The organism is Paenibacillus sp. MMO-58 (assembly GCF_037146255.1).
GTDB lineage: Bacteria > Bacillota > Bacilli > Paenibacillales > Paenibacillaceae > Pristimantibacillus.
On sequence record NZ_JBBCVY010000015.1, the window covers coordinates 36,990 to 54,820 of the forward strand.

11 protein-coding genes are annotated in these 17,831 nt (G+C 51.5%); 10 read left to right on the top strand and 1 reads right to left on the bottom strand.

Features of this window, described 5'->3' with window-relative positions; translation table 11 throughout:
- Positions 1–68: 68 nt before the first annotated feature.
- The 4 genes from WFJ73_RS29195 to WFJ73_RS29210 all read left to right on the top strand — a co-directional run bounded on the left by WFJ73_RS29195 (position 69) and on the right by WFJ73_RS29210 (position 11,189).
- Complete coding sequence (locus tag WFJ73_RS29195) at positions 69–1,706, top strand: DUF3502 domain-containing protein (protein ID WP_336776413.1); 1,638 nt, start codon at positions 69–71, stop codon at positions 1,704–1,706.
- A 459-nt stretch (positions 1,707–2,165) separates the two neighbouring features.
- The gene (locus tag WFJ73_RS29200) at positions 2,166–5,288 is read left to right on the top strand and encodes a hybrid sensor histidine kinase/response regulator (protein ID WP_336776414.1); all 3,123 of its coding nucleotides are present in this window, start codon (positions 2,166–2,168) and stop codon (positions 5,286–5,288) included.
- The gene (locus WFJ73_RS29205; RefSeq protein ID WP_336776415.1) at positions 5,282–6,376 is read left to right on the top strand and encodes a response regulator; all 1,095 of its coding nucleotides are present in this window, start codon (positions 5,282–5,284) and stop codon (positions 6,374–6,376) included. The genes WFJ73_RS29200 and WFJ73_RS29205 overlap by 7 nt, the downstream gene beginning before the upstream one ends.
- A gap of 130 nt (positions 6,377–6,506) precedes the next feature.
- A complete protein-coding gene (locus tag WFJ73_RS29210; RefSeq protein ID WP_336776416.1) occupies positions 6,507–11,189 on the top strand; it encodes an S-layer homology domain-containing protein in 4,683 nt (1,560 codons plus the stop codon).
- A 70-nt stretch (positions 11,190–11,259) separates the two neighbouring features.
- Here WFJ73_RS29210 and WFJ73_RS29215 read toward each other — a convergent pair whose 3' ends face one another.
- The gene (locus WFJ73_RS29215) at positions 11,260–12,261 is read right to left on the bottom strand and encodes an aminoglycoside phosphotransferase family protein (RefSeq protein ID WP_336776417.1); all 1,002 of its coding nucleotides are present in this window, start codon (positions 12,259–12,261) and stop codon (positions 11,260–11,262) included.
- A 264-nt stretch (positions 12,262–12,525) separates the two neighbouring features.
- Between WFJ73_RS29215 and WFJ73_RS29220 the strand changes: the two genes are divergently transcribed.
- The 6 genes from WFJ73_RS29220 to WFJ73_RS29245 all read left to right on the top strand — a co-directional run bounded on the left by WFJ73_RS29220 (position 12,526) and on the right by WFJ73_RS29245 (position 17,672).
- A complete protein-coding gene (locus WFJ73_RS29220) occupies positions 12,526–13,071 on the top strand; it encodes a histidine phosphatase family protein (RefSeq protein WP_336776418.1) in 546 nt (181 codons plus the stop codon).
- Positions 13,072–13,155: 84 nt separating this feature from the next.
- Entirely contained in the window at positions 13,156–14,271 is a 1,116-nt protein-coding gene (locus tag WFJ73_RS29225; protein WP_336776419.1) for an AI-2E family transporter, read from the top strand.
- Positions 14,272–14,409: 138 nt separating this feature from the next.
- Positions 14,410–15,447 carry a GerAB/ArcD/ProY family transporter gene (locus tag WFJ73_RS29230; protein ID WP_336776420.1) on the top strand — a complete coding sequence of 346 codons (1,038 nt, stop codon included), beginning with the start codon at positions 14,410–14,412 and terminating at the stop codon, positions 15,445–15,447.
- Positions 15,444–15,629, top strand: a complete 186-nt coding sequence (locus tag WFJ73_RS29235) for a hypothetical protein (RefSeq protein ID WP_336776421.1) — start codon at positions 15,444–15,446, stop codon at positions 15,627–15,629. Before WFJ73_RS29230 ends, WFJ73_RS29235 begins: the two co-directional genes overlap by 4 nt.
- A 20-nt stretch (positions 15,630–15,649) precedes the next feature.
- On the top strand, positions 15,650–16,441 hold the full coding sequence (locus WFJ73_RS29240; RefSeq protein WP_336776422.1) for a Ger(x)C family spore germination C-terminal domain-containing protein: 792 nt from the start codon (positions 15,650–15,652) through the stop codon (positions 16,439–16,441).
- A 232-nt stretch (positions 16,442–16,673) separates the two neighbouring features.
- The gene (locus tag WFJ73_RS29245; RefSeq protein ID WP_336776423.1) at positions 16,674–17,672 is read left to right on the top strand and encodes a LysM peptidoglycan-binding domain-containing protein; all 999 of its coding nucleotides are present in this window, start codon (positions 16,674–16,676) and stop codon (positions 17,670–17,672) included.
- Positions 17,673–17,831 lie beyond the last annotated feature (159 nt).

Consider the following 17,831-nt stretch of genomic DNA (forward strand, 5'->3'; position numbering starts at 1 on the left):
ATTCCGCTGAACTTGGAATTTATATAGATGCTTTATTTGCTTGGCCATTATAAGGGGAGGGATTTATTTTGATAAGAAAAACAAAAAGCCCGTTTACGATGCTGGCCCTGATCGCGATGATCGCGCTTTTACTGGCCGCCTGCAGCAGCAACAATAGTAGCAATACGCCGGCATCTTCCAAGGCTTCTGAAGAGCCTTCGGCTTCCGCTTCGCCGGCAGAGGGCAGCAAGGAAACGGCGGCCGCAGATACCGGCAATGATCACTCGGAAGAAGTGAAGCTGGTCGGCTATTTACTGGGCGAAGCGCCAAAGGGCATGCCCGACGTCATGGCAGCCCTTAACGAGAAGCTGAAGAAGGACATCAATGCAACGCTTGAGATCAACTATATCGGGTGGGGAGATATCGCCGCGAAATACCCGCTCATTCTGGCTTCCGGTGAAGACGTCGACTTCGTGTTCACGGCGGACTGGAACTTCTATGTGCCCGAAGCCAATAAAGGCTCCTTCAAGGAATTGACGCAGGATATGTTCCAGAAGTATATGCCGAAATATGCGGCGAAGCAGGATCCGGCTGCCTATAAAGCCGCCCTGGTAAACGGCAAGCAATACATGATCCCGACTACAACGCCGGACCGCAAGGTTGGCGTGATCGTCCTCCGCAAGGACGTTATGGAGAAAGCGGGTCTGACGAATCCGACCAAGATCTCCGAGCTGGGGCCTTATTTTGCCGAGATTAAGAAAGACTACCCGAACATGATTCCGCTGAATCTGGACTCCCAATATGACCTTCCGGCACCGTTTGGCGCTTTGGTTCAAGAGAAGTTCGCTTACGCTGGCGCTCCGCTTGATTCCGGTGACCCGTCCGGTGTGGGCAATTATACCGACCAGGAGGACGCAACCGGTAAAATTCTGAGCATAACCGACGAGCCGGTTCAAGGAGCGTTCAAATATGCGGCCGGCATTATGAAGCAGTGGTACGATGCGGGGTATGTGAACAAGAACCCTTATTCCAACAAGATCCGTTCGAAGGATAACTTCTGCGACGGGAAATCCGGCGTAGCGTTCGGCAACTCCATCGATATTCAAGCTACCCTGTCGTCTTGCCAGGACAAGAACATCGACACCTACATTATGCCGGTACTGTCGCCGACAGGCCATGCGCCATCCAACAGCTGGCTGAACAACGGTGTGGCGATCGCCGCAAGCTCCAAGCATCCTGAACGCGCGATGGAAGCACTTGATCTTATCATGGAGAATCAGGATTATGTATTTAATGCTTACTATGGAATCGAAGGCAAGAACTACGTGCTTACGGCGGACGATAAGCTGGCCTTGCCGGACGGCGTAACCGCTGCCGACAATACGTATCCGCCGGATGCGGCGGGCTTCTGGTTTGTCGATAAGGATTATTTCAAGCCAAGCGCAAGCTGGACGGATTCCTACATCGAGCTGAACAACAAGATCAAGGACTTCCTGCAGCCGATCCCGTATCTGGGCTTCACGTTTAATACGGACAATGTGAAGACCCAGATTGCGAATCTGAAAAACGTATCCACGCAATACTTCATGCCGCTTGCGATCGGGGCTGTGAAGGATGTCGACAAGCAATTCGATTCGCTGAATTCCAAGATGCAAGCAGCGGGCGTCGACAAAGTGAAGACCGAGCTGGAGACGCAGGCTTCTGCGTTCCTTGCAGCCAAGGGCTGATGAGATGCAAGGGCGGTTCCCTAGGGACCGCCCTCTTTGTTTGTTGGGGGTTGCGCGCCTACGTTGGATTGAAGTTCCGACGCTCTCTTTGGCTGCACATCGTACAGCATAAAGGAATATTCGAGCGCAGTAATCACGGATATCCTGCATGGAATGCATGATATCCGGGCTAGATAGTCGTTTATCACTAGTTTCGGCGAAATATACTGTATTCCGTGCAACATATCTCGTCTGCCCCACCATTCAGAGCCCATATACTGCATTTCGTGCAATGTGAGTCAGTAGGCAGCTGAATTCGTAGTCGTAGAGGTCAAGCATTCGCCTTTGAAATACGCGACGTCATTCGGGAGGAATCTGGCACAATTTGTCGAATATTGCATCATATTCGTCAATACCCTTGACCAGCCAGACCCCGTTCTTTTCGGAACGGGATTTCTACACCATGAGAGGAATTGTGGCTTGCTTAAAAGATCTCTAATCGTTTGCCTGCTCGGCTTAGTTGCGTTCTCTCTGATTCCGTTGTCGATTATGATGAATCATCGTGATCAAACCGGCGATCTGCGAGTCCGGAAGGGGGTCTTGGACCTCTCTTCCTGGAATTACAAGCGGGATACGAGAATCAGACTAGACGGCGAATGGGAATTTTTCTGGAACCGGCTGTTGACCCCTGCCGATTTCCGCGAAAACGCAACCGTAAACGCCTCCTACATGAAGGTGCCTTCCCGATGGAACGGCAAAATCGTCGACGGCCGATCCTTGCCTGTATTCGGCTATGCTACCTACCGGATGGTGTTGAAAAACATACCTTCTGGTGGTGTTTTCGCGCTGAAAAAAAACAATATCCGTTTTTCAAGCGTCATCTTCGTGAACGGACGGAAGCTTCTCGAAGACGGGACGCCATCGCGGGAAGCAGCGGGATATCGGCCGGGCAACACGCCGCAGTTCGGGCTTGTTTCGCTTGAAAAGGGGGATGCGGAAATCATCGTCCAAGTCGCCAATTACGATTACCTCAATGCGGGCATTCCGGCCTCCCTCTACTTCGGCGAGCAGGCTGGGATGGTTAAGCATGAGATGAAGAACTCGATGCGCGAATTCAGCACGCTTGCGATCCTCGGCGCGTTGGCGTTGATTTATTTGATTTGTTTCGCGGCGGCGGCTGTGTACCGCAACAAAGATTATTCGCTGCTTATATTTGCGCTCATCTGCGCGTTATACGCCGTTTATCACGGTTTGATTGACGAGCGGTCCCTCTTATTGTTTTTACCTGACGTTACATTCGAAACGATGTACAGGGCGAAGGATATCGTGTCTATTGCCACCCTGATCGTGCTCGCCGCTTTTTTTTATAAGATGCAGGAAAACATAATTTCCTTAAAGGTACTGCATGCGATATGGATTGTGCTGGGCGTGTTCCTTGTCTTTGTCGGCATTGCTCCGATTCGATTGTACACAAACATTCAGGTATATGTCATTGTCACGTATGAAGCCATGCTGATTTGGATGCTTTGGAAAGCCGCGGTCCTCTTTATCAGGAGCAGGCATCACAGCCGGCTCAAAGCTTTGCTGCTGTTTATGGCGATTCTCGCCATTAATCTGTACTCCCTGGACATCATTTTATTTGCCTTGACCTTAAAAGAAAATCTCTGGCTTTCGCAGTTTTATATCGTCGTATTTAACGTCGTTGTCATCTTCCTGATCGTTCTCCGGTTTTTCGAAGCCTATCATACGGTTGATGAAATGAAAAATCGGCTGCTTCAGGCAGACAAGATCAAAGACGATTTCCTCTCGAATACTTCTCACGAACTAAAGACGCCGCTGAACGCCATCGTTGGCATAACCGATACGCTGATCAAAGGAATCGAGGGGCCGGTCACGGATAAACAGGCGCAAAATTTGGCGATCATTCTGGGGAGTGGCAGAAGGCTCGCCCAACTGGTCAACGAATTGCTCGATTATACTAAAATGAAGCATGGCGATATCGTGTTGCAGAAGAGCCATATCGAATTGAAGGCGGTTGTCGATTCGGTTATCCGGATCCATTCGTTTCTGCTCGGCGGCAAGCCTATTGCGCTGGTTAACGGCATACCGGCAGACTTTCCCGTCGTGCAAGCGGACGGCAACCGGCTCATTCAAATCCTGCATAACCTGATGGGCAATGCCATCAAGTTCACCGACCGAGGCGAGGTGACCGTAAGCGCCAGGGTTGTCGGCGATGCGACGGAGATCCGGGTAAGCGATACTGGGATCGGGATCGAGCCGACCATGGGGCAGCGCATCTTTGACGCCTTCGAACAGGCGGATCCTTCCGAAACGCGAAATTATGAAGGAACCGGTCTCGGTTTAAGCATAACCAAGAAGCTGGTCGAGCTTCACGGGGGAGAAATCGGGGTGGAATCCACTCCTGGGCAAGGCTCTGTATTTACGTTCACCCTTCCGCGATCGGAAGGGTATTCGGAAGTCGCCGCCGGTTACTTGGAAGAAGAGGGGGCATCTTATTCGGATGCCGCCTTCCCGAATTTGGAATTTCCTGTCTATATCCAGGGGGAGATCAACGAGCCGATTCTGGTGGCGGACGACGATTCTTCCAATCTGCAGGCGATGATCAACCTGCTTCGGCTCGAAGGCTATTCCGTCGTAGCGGTTAACCGCGGACAAATGGCGCTCGATCAGCTTTCTCTGAAAGCGGATTTTTCCTTGGTGATTCTGGACATTATGATGCCCGACCTTTCCGGTTACGAAGTGCTGCAGAAAATCAGAGAACGGTTCTCCGCCTTCGAACTGCCGGTGTTGATGTTGACGGCGCGAAGCAGGGAGTACGATGTACGGTCTGCGTTGGAAATCGGGGCCAACGACTTTGTCGGGAAGCCGTTCCAAGCGGAAGAATTGACGGCTCGTGTCCGAAGCTTGACCCGATTAAAGGCTTCTGTACGAAACGCCGCGAACGCGGAGATCGCTTTTCTGCGTTCGCAGATCAATCCTCATTTTCTCTATAATGCCTTGAACGCGATTGCCGAATTATGCATAATCGAGCCCCTGAAGGCCGAGGAATTGACGCTGACTCTTTCGCAATATTTAAGAAGCAGCTTCGATTTCAAGCAATTAAGCTCGTTGACAACGCTGCACAGCGAGATGGAGCTCGTGGAAGCGTATGTGCATATCGAACGGGCGCGCTTCGGGAATCGGCTGGAGGTCGAGTATGAAGTGGAGGCGGAGCTGAACATCCGGATTCCTCCGCTGATCCTGCAGCCGCTCGTGGAGAACGCGATCCGGCATGGTTTGCTGTCTACTTACGACCGGGGAAAAGTGTCCATATCCGTGAAAAAGGAAGCGATAGGCGGGGTTCGATTTATCGTGGCAGATAATGGATGCGGGATGAGCGAGCGCAGAAAAGAAGAGGTGCTGCGCATGATCTCGGATTCGAATTCGGACAAAAAAGGAGTCGGAATGTGGAATATCGGCAGAAGGCTTAAGCTTCTGTACGATACGGTTATTTGCGTAGAAAGCGAAGAAGGGATCGGGACGACGGTGTCTTTTGTCATTCCGGCGTATCCGGTGGAAAGGCTGGGGGATAATCCATGTTAACGGCATTGATCGTGGATGATGAGGATTTGTCGGTGAAACGGCTGAAGAGGCTTCTGCTCGAGAGCGGTGAGTTCGGCGTATGCCACACTTTCCTGAATCCGACGGAGGCCTATGAGTTCGCGAAAACAAACCCGATCGATATCGCTTTTCTGGATATTGCCATGCCGAAGATGGACGGAATGACTTTGTCCGCCAAACTTCGGGAGATTGACGATTCGGTCCAGTTGGTGTTTGCGACCGGTTATGGAGACTACGCCGTTCAAGCGTTCGATATAAGCGCCTTGGATTATCTGATGAAGCCGGTCACGGCAGCGCGATTGAACCAGACATTGGGCAAGATCGACAAGACGCGCCATCGCAATCCTTCCTTATACATTCAGCTGCTGAACGGATTGAAAATATACGGCCAGGGCCGGCAGGACACGCCGATCAAGCTGCGAAGCCCGAAAACCGAAGAACTTTTCGCTTTTCTCGTATGCAAGCGAATGGTGAGCCGGGAGGAAATCGTCGAAACGTTATGGGGCGACCTGGAGACGGAGAAGGCATTGAAAAACTTAAATTCGATGATTTATTACATCCGTCAAGCAATCGATGCGGACAAGTTCGGGAACGTCATTCACACGGGGAGAACGGAAATTCGCGTGGAAGATAACGGTGTCTATTGCGACTTGTATGAATTCGAAAGGCTGCTGAAGGAAATCCGAGCGGTTCCGGAACGGGCCGACAAGCTGCTCAAGCAAGCGGAGGCATTGTATACAGGGGAGCTGCTGAGTGGCAAAGCGTTCGAATGGGCCATCCCGATCAGACGCCGGCTCGAGCAACAGTACATCGATCTGCTAGAGGCGGCCGGTAGACGCTGTCTGGCGAACAACCGGCCGCTTGATTCTCTGCATGATTTCGGCGTTATCCTGCAGCTTGATCCCTTGAGAGAAGATATCCATCACGAGGTGATACGTTTACACATCGAATTGGGGAATAAGAATGAGGCGCTCCGCCAATACCGGTTGCTGGAGGAGCTGCTGCAGCAGGAACTGGGCATGAAGCCCGACACACGCATGAAAGAATATGTCAGGAGAATGACGCGTTAGCTCCAAATAAAGGCGAAGGCCGCGGAATCGACAGATTCCGTGGCTTTTCTTGTTTATTCTACGTTTATTGCCATTCTGTATGATGGTACGGAAAGACTCGGTGATTATACATGATAAAGGTGGGGGTTAGATGAAGAATCAGAATGGAGCGAAGAGCGTCATGGATTTCTCAGGCAGGAAGCTTCTGATCATGCTGACCGGCATGCTGCTGGTTTTGTCGCTTTTCTCGCCGATGGCGGGCAATGTGGCTTATGCGGGTTTGGCGGGGCTAACGGGCGATGGGACCGAATCCAATCCATGGCAGATAGGGAACGCGAACGAATTGGCTTCAATCGGGAAAGGGCCTTATACGTTAAGCGGCAACTACAAGTTGAAGAGTAACATCGTGCTGGATGGCCTTTGGGGTCCGATCGGCAATGGGAATAGCTTCACCGGAAACTTAGATGGCAACGGCAAAACCATCAGCGGCCTGGAAATTGATATGCCGACTACGGATAATGTCGGGTTGTTCGCCGCAACGGAAAACGCCCGTATTTATAACTTGACGGTCGAGCTTGGCTCGGGAGGCATTGTGGGCCACGATAACGTCGGCATCCTAGCCGGGGCAGTCCGACAAACGGGCTCGGATAAAGCGGGCTTCATGTTCGTGACCGTTAAGGGAACGGTAACGGGCAATAAGAACGTAGGCGGGTTGGCAGGCAAGGTCACAGGCGAAGACAATTCGCGCTTGCTGTTCGCGTACGACCGAGTCGGACCGGGTACCGTGACGGGCGCAAATGCAGTCGGAGGATTAGTAGGTTATTGGAAGAACGGATTCGTCTATAACTCCCATGCCGAAGCGACGGTCGCCAAGGGAGCCAGAATGGGAGGGCTGCTTGGGTATGCGGCCGATTCGAGAGTATTCCGGAGCTATGCAGTCGGGGACGTCGGGACGGATACGGATCGCAAGGATGAGGTTGGCGGTCTGATCGGCTCGGCGATGTTCAATCAACTCTATGCCTCCTATGCCACGGGTCGAGTAGCCGGCGGCAATTATGTCGGCGGGTTGATCGGCAATTCGGGCTATGATTCGATCACGCAAAGTTACGCGGCAGGCGGGCTGGACGCAACGGGTGTCGACGCGGGCGGGTTGATCGGTGCCAATGAAGAAACGGTCGTCATGGCATCCTACTGGGACAAGGAGACGTCGGGCAAGGATGGCGAAGATCAGCCCGTTCCCCATCTATACGGCAGCGGTCGCAGCACGGCGGAGTTGCAGGACGCGGCAACCTTCACGTCCGATACGCTAGCCGAGAACAACTGGGATTTCGATCATGTATGGTATGCGGAAGACGGCCAATACCCGCGGCTCTACGCGGGTATGGATTTTAATTTCTATGTCCAGCCGAGTTACGTATCCGATCAGTACGAACATGCGCATGATCTGACAATCGGAATGTTCTCCGACTGGTTATGGTACGGTCATCGAATTGGCGTCTATCAAGCTTCCGACGACGCGATGGTAGCCGTAATCGAGGGCGGATCGGAGACGTCGGTGCGGGTCTCGGCCGATACGACGGGTCTGATCGATGGCAATTATAACTTAGGCGGCTATTACTTCAAGGACCAGTACGGCAATCGTACGAGCGTCTTCTATCCTAGCATGACGGTAGACAACACGTCGCCGACTTGGCCGGAGGGCGACGTCATCACCGAAAGCGAGTGGTACGACAGCAGCTCCGTGGCGATATCTTTTAACGCCGCCACTGACGGTTCCGGAAGCGGAATTGACTATTATAATCTGTATGTCAATGGCGTAGGTTATTACAATAATCGCGCTACGACGATCATTATGGCTGCTCCTTCGTCTCCCGCTTATTACGAGGTGGAGGCGGTAGACAAGGCGGGAAATAAAAGCATCCGGCTGACGAAAGGCACGCAAGGAACGCCGTCGACGACATTCCTCGGCGGTTCGAAAAATGTCGTTATCGGTCAACAGATCCCCTCTTTCTATACCGCGTCCGTAACGGGCGCTCCGTCCCACTCGGTAGGGATTTTTAATCCCGTCTCTTATGGGGGAACGATGACATTCTACGTTGACGGCGTGCAGCAGGGTGAAAGTATGGCGTTAACTTCACCCATAGGACCTATGCCAACCGCTATGTTCATTTTGAATACGAACGATTTGTCGGAAGGCGCTCATACTATTAAAGCCGTATATTCCGGTTATGCGGGCGACTTCTACGGAAATGATTTCAATGTGAAAGCAAGCGAAGCGACATACGAGATCACGGTAAGCGGTCTGAACGTTGCGTCGAGCGACCCGAGCGGCGCGGCGAATAACGGCAAGACGAAGCTGACGGTAACGCCGGACGCATCGGCGGGCCACAAGCTGATGTACCGGAACTTTGGAGCCGACGCCGCCGCCATGCCGAACATAGGTGATGTGCTAACAGCGACGGGCTACGCCGATCTGCCTGCCGACGGTCTAATTCCGGCGGCAACCGGCGATAAGATCGGAGTCGTGGAGATTGAAACCGAGACGGGCAAGGTGGTTCACTTCGGACAAGCGATGGCCTTGGCGATAGACGATCAGCCCGGTCCGGTTGAGGCAACGGGGCTGACGGTAACGTCGGTCGATCCAAGCGGCTCGGCGAACGACGGCAAGACGAAGCTGACGGTGACGCCGGACGCATCCGAGGGCAACAAGCTGGTGTACCGCAACTTCGGCAGCGGCAGCGTGACCGTGCCGAACGTAGGCGTTGTGCTGACTGAAACAGAATACACCGATCTGCCAGCCGATGGCCTGATTGCTGCATCGGGCGGCGATAAGATCGGGGTTGCGGAGATAGAAACCGAGACGGGCAAGGTGGTACGCTTCGGTCAAGCGACGGCTGTCGTTACGGACGAGCCTGCGGAACCGGGTGCGGCAACGGGGCTGACGGTAACGTCGGTCGATCCAAGCGGCTCGGCGAGTGACGGCAAGACAAAGCTGACGGTGACGCCGGACGCATCCGAGGGCAACAAGCTGGTGTACCTCAACTTCGGTAGCGGCAGCGTGACCGTGCCGAACGTAGATGATGTGCTGACAGAAACAGATTACACCGATCTGCCTGCCGACGGTCTGATTGCGGCATCGAGCGGCGATAAGATCGGGGTTGCGGAGATTCAAACGGTGACGGGCAAGGTGGTACGCTTCGGTCAAGCGACGGCTGTCGTGACGGACGAGCCTGCGGGACCTGGTGCGGCAACGGGCCTGACGGTAACGGCGAGCGACCCAAGCGGCTCGGCGAATGACGGCAAGACAAAGCTGACGGTGACGCCGGACGTATCGGAAGGTCATAAGCTCGTTTATCGTAACTTCGCCAGCAGTGACGTGATTGTGCCAAACGTAGACGAAGTACTAACCGGTTATACCGATCTGCCAGCCGACGGCCTGATTCCGGCAATGAACGGCGATAAAATCGGAGTTGGAGAGATCGACACGGCGACGGGCACAGTCGTTCACTTCGGCAAGACAATAGCGATCGTGTCAGCGGATACGCCAAATCCGGGACCTTCAACATCCGTATCTAGCGCTGCGGATAACGTGGACGTTCTCGTAAATGGCAAGGTCGAAAATATGGGCAAGTCGAAGATGTCCGAAACCGGTGGCGTGAAGACGTTAACGGTTACCGTCGATCCTGCCAAGCTGCAAGCGAAGTTGGATGCGGAAGGAAGCCATGCGGTTGTGACCATACCGGTCAAATCGGCAGCGGATTTGATCATCGGCGAGTTGAATGGACAGATTGTCAAAAACATGGAGAACGCATCGGCTACGCTTGTTCTTCAAACGGACAAAGCCGCCTACACGCTTCCGGCGCAGCAAATCAACATCGACGCGATTTCCGGAAAATTGGGGAAATCTGTGGCTTTGGAAGACATCAAGATCCAGGTTGAAATTGCCGTTCCGGCTGCGGATAAGGTCAAATTAGTGGAGAATGCGGCAGAGAAAGGCACATTCACTCTTGTCGCTCCGCCGGTTGAATTTACGGTACGCGGGACCTATGGGGATCAGACCGTTCAGGTCACCCAATTCAACGCATACGTAGAGCGTACGATCGCGATTCCGGACGGAGTCGACCCAAGCAAAATAACGACGGGCGTGGTCGTCGATCCGGACGGAACGGTACGCCATGTACCGACGAAGCTCGTTGTCATCAACGGCAAGCATTACGTGAAAATCAACAGCTTAACCAACAGTACGTACTCCGTCGTCTGGCACCCGCTCGAATTTGCCGACATGACGAAGCATTGGGCGAAGGACGCGGTCAACGATATGGGATCGCGGATGGTCATCGAGGGGACGGGCAATGGCCTGTTCAGTCCCGACCGTACGATCACGCGTGCCGAGTTCGTCGCGATTGTTGTTCGCGGCCTTGGGCTGAAGCTGGAGAGCGGAGAGGTTGCTTTCCCGGATGTGAAGGCATCGGATTGGTACTTCGGCGCTGTGAACACCGCGGTCAAGTATGGATTGATAAATGGCTTCGCAGATGGCGCATTCCGCCCGGACGAGCGGATTACGAGGGAACAAGCCATGACGATCCTCGCCAAGGCGATGAAGGTTACCGGCTTGAAAGGCAAGCTTCCAGCGCAATCGACAGACGCGGCGCTTCGTTCGTTCGCAGACGCGGCTGAGGCATCCAGCTGGGCGAAGACCGGTATTTCCGACTGCGTGCAAGCCGGCATCGTATCCGGCAGAGGTGAAGCCACACTGGCGCCGAATGCCTACGTTTCGCGGGCCGAGGTTGCGATGATGGTTCGGAACCTGCTTCAAAAGTCCGATTTGATCTAATCTTCCAGTAGCAAGAGCCTTCGAACCGATAGAGTTCGAAGGCTCTTGTTTAATTATTGGATCGCCGCCCTTACTGATTTGACCATTCATCCAATAAATCCATTGCTTTCAATCGGTCAGCCCATGTTCGTTCCATAATGCTCAGCGTTTCACGGCTTATAGGGCGATTAGGGAACAGAGTGGCTTGCCAAGCTTCCCGGGGCAAACGGTATATCGAAGAAATCAATTTGCGTTCGGTCCGGTTCAAAGGATACAGTTCTTCATACCCGTTTAACAAAGAACGTATAAAATCGGGATTAAATTGACACGTGTTCATGAGGGCTTTTGCCAACTCGACATAGATGGAGCCAACCTTAATGCTGTCCCAATCGATGATGAAAAGCGGGCCTTCATCAGAAATAATGACATTAGGCGAAGTGATATCATTGTGTATCAATGCGGGACGTACCGGTTCCCGATCTAAGAGATCTTTAATCTCAGGACTCCTCAATTCGGTCCAGGCTAGATTGGAGAGTTTGTTGCATTGTTCTCCATAAATATCGTACCATCTGCGGATCCGGTTGTTTTTGCGGACTGTTTTCGCCATTCGTCTGCGAAAGAGACGGTCTAGGAATTCCCAGTATTGGATTTGCGTTCGTGCGGATGCCCCTTTCGTCTGCAGAAAACCATTGGATATCGTATGCAGCGTGACAAGGGCCCGGCCAAGCTCTATGAAATCTTCTTGTTTCTCTAAATTCCTGCCCTTTATCCACGCGGTCACATAAAAAGGCCTTCCTTGATCTAACGTCCATAAGTTTTCAGATTTGCTCTCGAGCCATGCAGGCATGTAGCCGAAGCCGTTATTCATCAAAAGTTGAATATAGCGCGTGGTTGTTCGGATTTGATGAATTGTACTTGTTCGGATGAACTTATTCCGAAAATAGGGTTTTATCGCGTATGTCCCACTTCGCGTATTAACTTTGAGGACGGCGTTTTTTCGGTAAAACGAAGAGACCGAGTTCGAAGTGAGCGGGGACAACCCGAATCGGCGGACAATTTTATGAATTCGGGCTTTTGTATAGGAATTTGCCATCAGGTGACCTCAATTCATTTAAGGTTAGGGGAACCAACGTTATGAATGGTTATTGAATGAGGATGGTTTAGATAGGTTATTCACTGAGGAGGAGTTACGCATGGTTAATCGTCAGGAGGGCCATAAAACTTGCTTAAGGCAACGGTATTGACCTGCAAGTTGGCTGGCTGCGTCTTCATAGGAAGCGGGAGTGCTATAGGATATTAGCGTAATGCCAAGATATGGTATGATTTAATTAAAGAAACAATGTAAGGAGGCAACGTAATGAAACAAGTGTATATCGTGCGTCATTGCAAAGCTGCCGGGCAGGAGCCGGATGCGCCATTAACGGAGGTGGGCGTTCGGCAGGCCGAGGAGCTTGCCGATTTCTTTTCCTGCAGGGCAGTTGATGTCATCCTATCAAGTCCGTTCGAAAGAGCTTGTCGCAGCATTGCCCCGTTGGCTGATAGACTAGCGGTAGACATTGTTATGGATGATCGGTTAACAGAGAGAATCCTGTCCGGTGCCAATCATGCGGATTGGTATGAGATGCTGCGACTAACCTACGAAGATCTGGATGTGCTTTACGAGGGAGGGGAGTCCAGCAACGCGGCAATGAGTCGCGCGGTAAGCGTCGTTACGGAAGCTCTCGGCAGCGGTAAGAACAATATTGTTATCGTCTCGCACGGGAATCTGATTTCTCTCCTGCTTAAGCATTTTGACAACCGGATCGGTTTTAAAGAATGGGAGGCTATGTCTAATCCCGATGTATTTCAGCTTACCTTCTCATCGAAGGATAAGCCTAGCATTCAGCGAATCTGGGAGGAATAATTGCATCTGCTAGGTTTATTTTCGCCCGTTTTGCGTTAATTCTAGTAATAGGGAAAAAATATCGTTAAAAGGAGTTTTGTCCGTATGCCGCAAGGCAAGTGGTTTCGCATAGGTTATGGTATTATCGTTGTCTTATTGATCGCCTATCTCGCGTCTAAAGTAGATTTCGTGTTTAATCCGATCGGCAAGGTGCTCGCCGCGTTATTCGTGCCGCTCTTGATCTCTGGCGTGTTCTATTACTTGTTCCGGCCGTTTGTAAGGCTGCTTTCTATGAAGCTGCCCAAGGTGGTCGCTATTCTGCTCGTTTACATAGGCGCAATCGGCATCTGTTATTTGTTCTTCTGGATGATCTGGCCTCCAATCCGGGACCAGTCCATTAATTTGGTGAACAACTTTCCGCAGATCGTCGCTTCCGTCCAGTCATGGCTCGAGTCTATGCAGCAGCATGAGTGGGTGAAGGAAATCGGGCAGAAGGATGCCCTTTCAACGGAAAATCTGACGAACAAGCTGACCGGATCGCTGGATGAATTGCTTAATTCCGTCATCGGCAGCGTACGCGGCATTTTTAACGTGATTATGAACTTCTTTTTCCTGCTTGGTCTCGTACCGTTTATGATTTATTACTTGCTGAGCGAGGGAGATAAGCTGCCTGGCCATATCCTGCGGATGTTGCCGGAACGTTTTCACAAGGAAGCAAGCGGGGCGCTTAAGGAGATCGATGCATCGATCGGTTCGTTTATTCTGAGTAAGGTGCTTACTTCGCTGCTTATCGGCGTGCTGACCTTTGTCGGTTACCTGCTGATCCATATGCCTTATCCGTTGTTGCTTGGCTTAATTGCCGCCATTACGAATTTCATTCCTTATATCGGACCGTTAATCGCCTTTATTCCGACGGCAGTAGTCGCGCTTACCGTCTCTCCGATGACGGTGCTTCTGGTTGGCGTCGTGCTTATCGTCTCGAACCAAATCGAATCGAATCTGATCGGACCGCGGATCATCGGCAAGCAAATGAACGTCCATCCGTTCACCGTCATGCTTCTCGTCATCGGCGCAAGCTCCATTATCGGCGCGTTTGGAATGATTATCGTAGTTCCCGTCTACGCGATAATCAAGATTATCGCAATCCGGGTTTACGCTTTCCGCAAGCATAACCGCATCCCTCCAATAGATCCGCTCGCGGAGGTTATCGAACGGAAATAGTTAAGAAGCTGTCCACCCGGACAGCTTCTTTTATTTCCCTATCCGGTTCCCGCTTCCTCACTATGAATTATTTTCCATTCCGCTGGGCATGATAAGAAATGCAAATTTGGGCACATCGCGGACGGGAGGGGATTAGTCATGGTGACGCTGAGACAGCTGGCTACGATGGTCATCCTGTTTTTAATCGGCAGCTCCTCTTTATTTCTGCTTGGCGGCACCGCGGAGCGGGACGCGTGGTTATCGGTGGCTGTTGGGGTGCTGGCCGGCTTTGTGGTCATCAGTCTCGTGACGCTGCAGATTCAGAGGCTTGAGCCTGACCGAAACCTGATTGAAATATTCATGCTATATTTCGGCAAAGTGATCGGCTTTGTGTTTGGACTCGTCTATGTCGTTTATTTCTGTTACAAATGCACCCGCAATGTCCGTGAGTTCGCAGACCTGTCCATCATGTTCTTGTTATCGGATACGCCGCTTTCCGTCATCATGCTCATCATTTGCATTATTGGCGGTTATGCCGTCATGGGTGGTCCGGGAGTGTTCTTCCGAATGGCAGAGGTGCTGCTGCCGATCCTTATTCTGATCTATGCCGCAATCTATTTTCTGCTGATTATGACAGGGACCATCGATCTTGCCAGACTGCTTCCGATACTGGAAAAGGGCTTCAAGCCGGTCTGGGATGCCGCTATTCCGGAGATTATCTCCTTTCCTTTTGGCGAGATGGTGTTATTTCTCATGTTCTGGCGTTATATCGACAAAAGCAGCTTTGGCCAGGTGATACGAATAACGTTGAAGAGCTACTTGTTTGCCGGGTTGTTCATTACTGTCATGAATGTGGTTATTATTGGGAGCCTTGGCTCCTTAGCCGGATGGAGCACAGCAACCATGCTAATTGATAAGACTTCCCCAATTGCAATGTTATGCTTCTCTGGTCCGGCATTTTTTTTTGGCTCGTTTTGGTTTAAGAGCTATTCGGAAAGCCCCCGCAAGCTTTTTTTTGCGCACAATCGTGTTGTTGTAATCGGAGAAAAAGCGCTGCAGCGAGGCGTAAATGAGCTGATAGATGCCTATTTCCGTAATTCGAGCAGCCGGGAGACCGTAAGCGTGCTTGCAACTCCGGGCACGGCGCGCCGGATTTTGGAGCAATTCATGCAGCTGCAGGTTCGGGGGCAGGTATGAAGGAGATCATTTTATCCGAAATGAAAAATACCTCCATTTTGCCTAATATTCCGGTCTATCAGCTGGCCATGGAAGTGACCGGGGATGCGAAGAGCGCCGTTGTTCCCGAGATTTCGTATCCGGGACGCAGGATACGTCTTCCCTGGATTCCTTCGGAAGCACCTCCATTCCTTCCAAGCTGAAGCTGGGGCGTCTCGCTGTATTGAAGGATGACAAAATGATCGGCTGGATGAGCCGGAAGGAATCATTAGGCGCATCCTATTTGCGGGATAGCGTGAAGCAGTCCTATGTGGTAGTTCCTTGCGAGGACGATAAAGGGAAGAAAGGCTTTGACACCATTCAAGTTTTGAAGTCCTCTACCAAGGTTATTCCCAAGCTCAAGAACAATAAGCTTTCATTTACGGCAGAAGTAGACGTTACCGGATCGTTATTGGAATCCGATTGCGCGCAGGATTTATACAAGCCCGGAGTTATTCAGTCCCTGGAACAAGGAGGGGGACCGGAAGTGAGTTCCCTGCTGCAAGAAGCGTGGAAGAAGGGGCAGCTGCTGAATGTCGATATATTTGGAGCGGCGGAGAAGACGCATCGCAAATATCCGAAGCTGTGGAAGGTATGGAGCAAGAACTGGGACGAGGTATTTAAGCAGTCCCCGCTTGAGTCGAAGGTCAAATTCCGGATGGCCCGGATGGGATTAAGCAACAAATCGTTTGATTACATCATGGAAAAGAAGGAGGTCATGTATTACGTTGCTATTGTGGCCGTGCTGGCGTACATCGTCCTGTTGATCATTGGGGGAAAGCCGCTTATCCGGAAGAAATGGTATAAGGATTTCGTCGTATACCTAGTTCTTCTGACCTGGAGTGCCGTGATCGCGGTTGGATTTATTCTCGATTGGTCCGGTGCGGAAACAGGGACAACGGTAGCGCTTATCAACATGGGAATGAAACCTATCCGAACAATTATGGTAAGCATAATTGGCTGGGGGATGAATTGAGGGTTAGGTCTTGAATCCTTGTTCGAAATAGGCATATTGGGAAAAAGCAGTTCTGGGAGAACCCGCTTGAGCGGGTTCTTTTTGCGTTTCATTCCTACGTTCGCATCAATTGTTGCCGTAGGCTGCCGAATAAGAAGGAATCCTGCGAAATGACAGCGAATCTGATGAGCCGCAATTATTCCTTCAGAAGGTGTGATCATCGTTGAACAAGCAGTCGAAGTGGGTCCTTTGTATGATTATGGTTATGATGGCATTGGTGAGCTATCCCGGGAATCTGGGGGCAGAGGCGGAGAAGGCTGCCGGCATTACCGTTCCGTACACCGTTAAGCCGGGGGATACGTTATTTGGTATCTCGAAGAAATACTATCTGACAGGCGATTACGAGCAAGTAGCGAAAGTTAACGGTTTGAATCCGGAAGGTTCATTAAAAGCCGGATCAGTGATAAAGCTGAAAAGCCCTCTTGTTCTGGACTACTACGAGGTATTGCCGGGAGATACCTTATTTGCGATTACGAAAAGCTATTTTAACCGCAGCAACTATATGGACACGTTAATGACCTACAACGGGATAACCGATCCCAATACCGAGCTGCAAATCGGGATGACGCTTCGCATTCCGCTGCCGTCGGGAGAAGGGAGGCATTATGTTATAAAAGGCGATACCCTGTACAGCTTATCGGTCAAATATTTCAAATCGCAGGATTATCAGAAGGCGGTTGCCCAGACGAACGGGGTAGGCACGGCCACAAGCATGATTCAAGCGGGGCAAGAGCTGCAAATTCCGAATCCGTATTATATGGCGGCGGCGAAGTCCGGGAGCACGGTTGCCGCTGCGACGACCTCGACCAAGCTTTCCATAGAAATCGATATTACGAAGAATAAGCTGTACGTAAAATCCGGAGGGACAATTAAGAAGACATTCGATATCGCCAGCGGGAAAAAAGCGGGTTTAACGCCAACCGGAACCTTCGAGATTCTAACAAAGATCGAGAACCCTTGGTACTCCGCCAAAGGAATTCCCGGGGGCGATCCGAAGAACCCGCTCGGCAGCCGCTGGCTGGGATTAAGCGTCCCGAATACCCAAGGAACGAAGTATGGCATTCACGGGACCAACGCCCCTTCATCCATCGGCACGAACGCAAGCGCAGGCTGCATCCGCATGTTGAATGAGGATGTAGAGTGGTTATATAATTCGGTGCCTACGGGTACGAAGGTTACGATACATAAATAATTTCTTTTTAGGGTTGGAAAAGAGAGTTAAGGTTCCTAAGGGACCTTAACGCTCGGAACGCAGCGGCGATTTGTCTGGTTAAGGTCCTCTAGGGACCTTAAGGATGCGGAATTAGGACGAGAGTCGGCAAAATAAGGGGAAATCCCGTTTTAAGGTCCT

Bases quoted from the DNA above. Each gene is read 5' to 3' on its own strand.
- WFJ73_RS29235 (WP_336776421.1), top strand. From the start codon at position 15,444: ATGAAGGAGATCATTTTATCCGAAATGAAAAATACCTCCATTTTGCCT.
- WFJ73_RS29205 (WP_336776415.1), top strand. From the start codon at position 5,282: ATGTTAACGGCATTGATCGTGGATGATGAGGATTTGTCGGTGAAACGG.
- WFJ73_RS29245 (WP_336776423.1), top strand. From the start codon at position 16,674: ATGATTATGGTTATGATGGCATTGGTGAGCTATCCCGGGAATCTGGGG.
- WFJ73_RS29215 (WP_336776417.1), bottom strand. From the start codon at position 12,261: ATGGCAAATTCCTATACAAAAGCCCGAATTCATAAAATTGTCCGCCGA.
- WFJ73_RS29210 (WP_336776416.1), top strand. From the start codon at position 6,507: ATGAAGAATCAGAATGGAGCGAAGAGCGTCATGGATTTCTCAGGCAGG.
- WFJ73_RS29230 (WP_336776420.1), top strand. From the start codon at position 14,410: ATGGTGACGCTGAGACAGCTGGCTACGATGGTCATCCTGTTTTTAATC.
- WFJ73_RS29225 (WP_336776419.1), top strand. From the start codon at position 13,156: ATGCCGCAAGGCAAGTGGTTTCGCATAGGTTATGGTATTATCGTTGTC.
- WFJ73_RS29220 (WP_336776418.1), top strand. From the start codon at position 12,526: ATGAAACAAGTGTATATCGTGCGTCATTGCAAAGCTGCCGGGCAGGAG.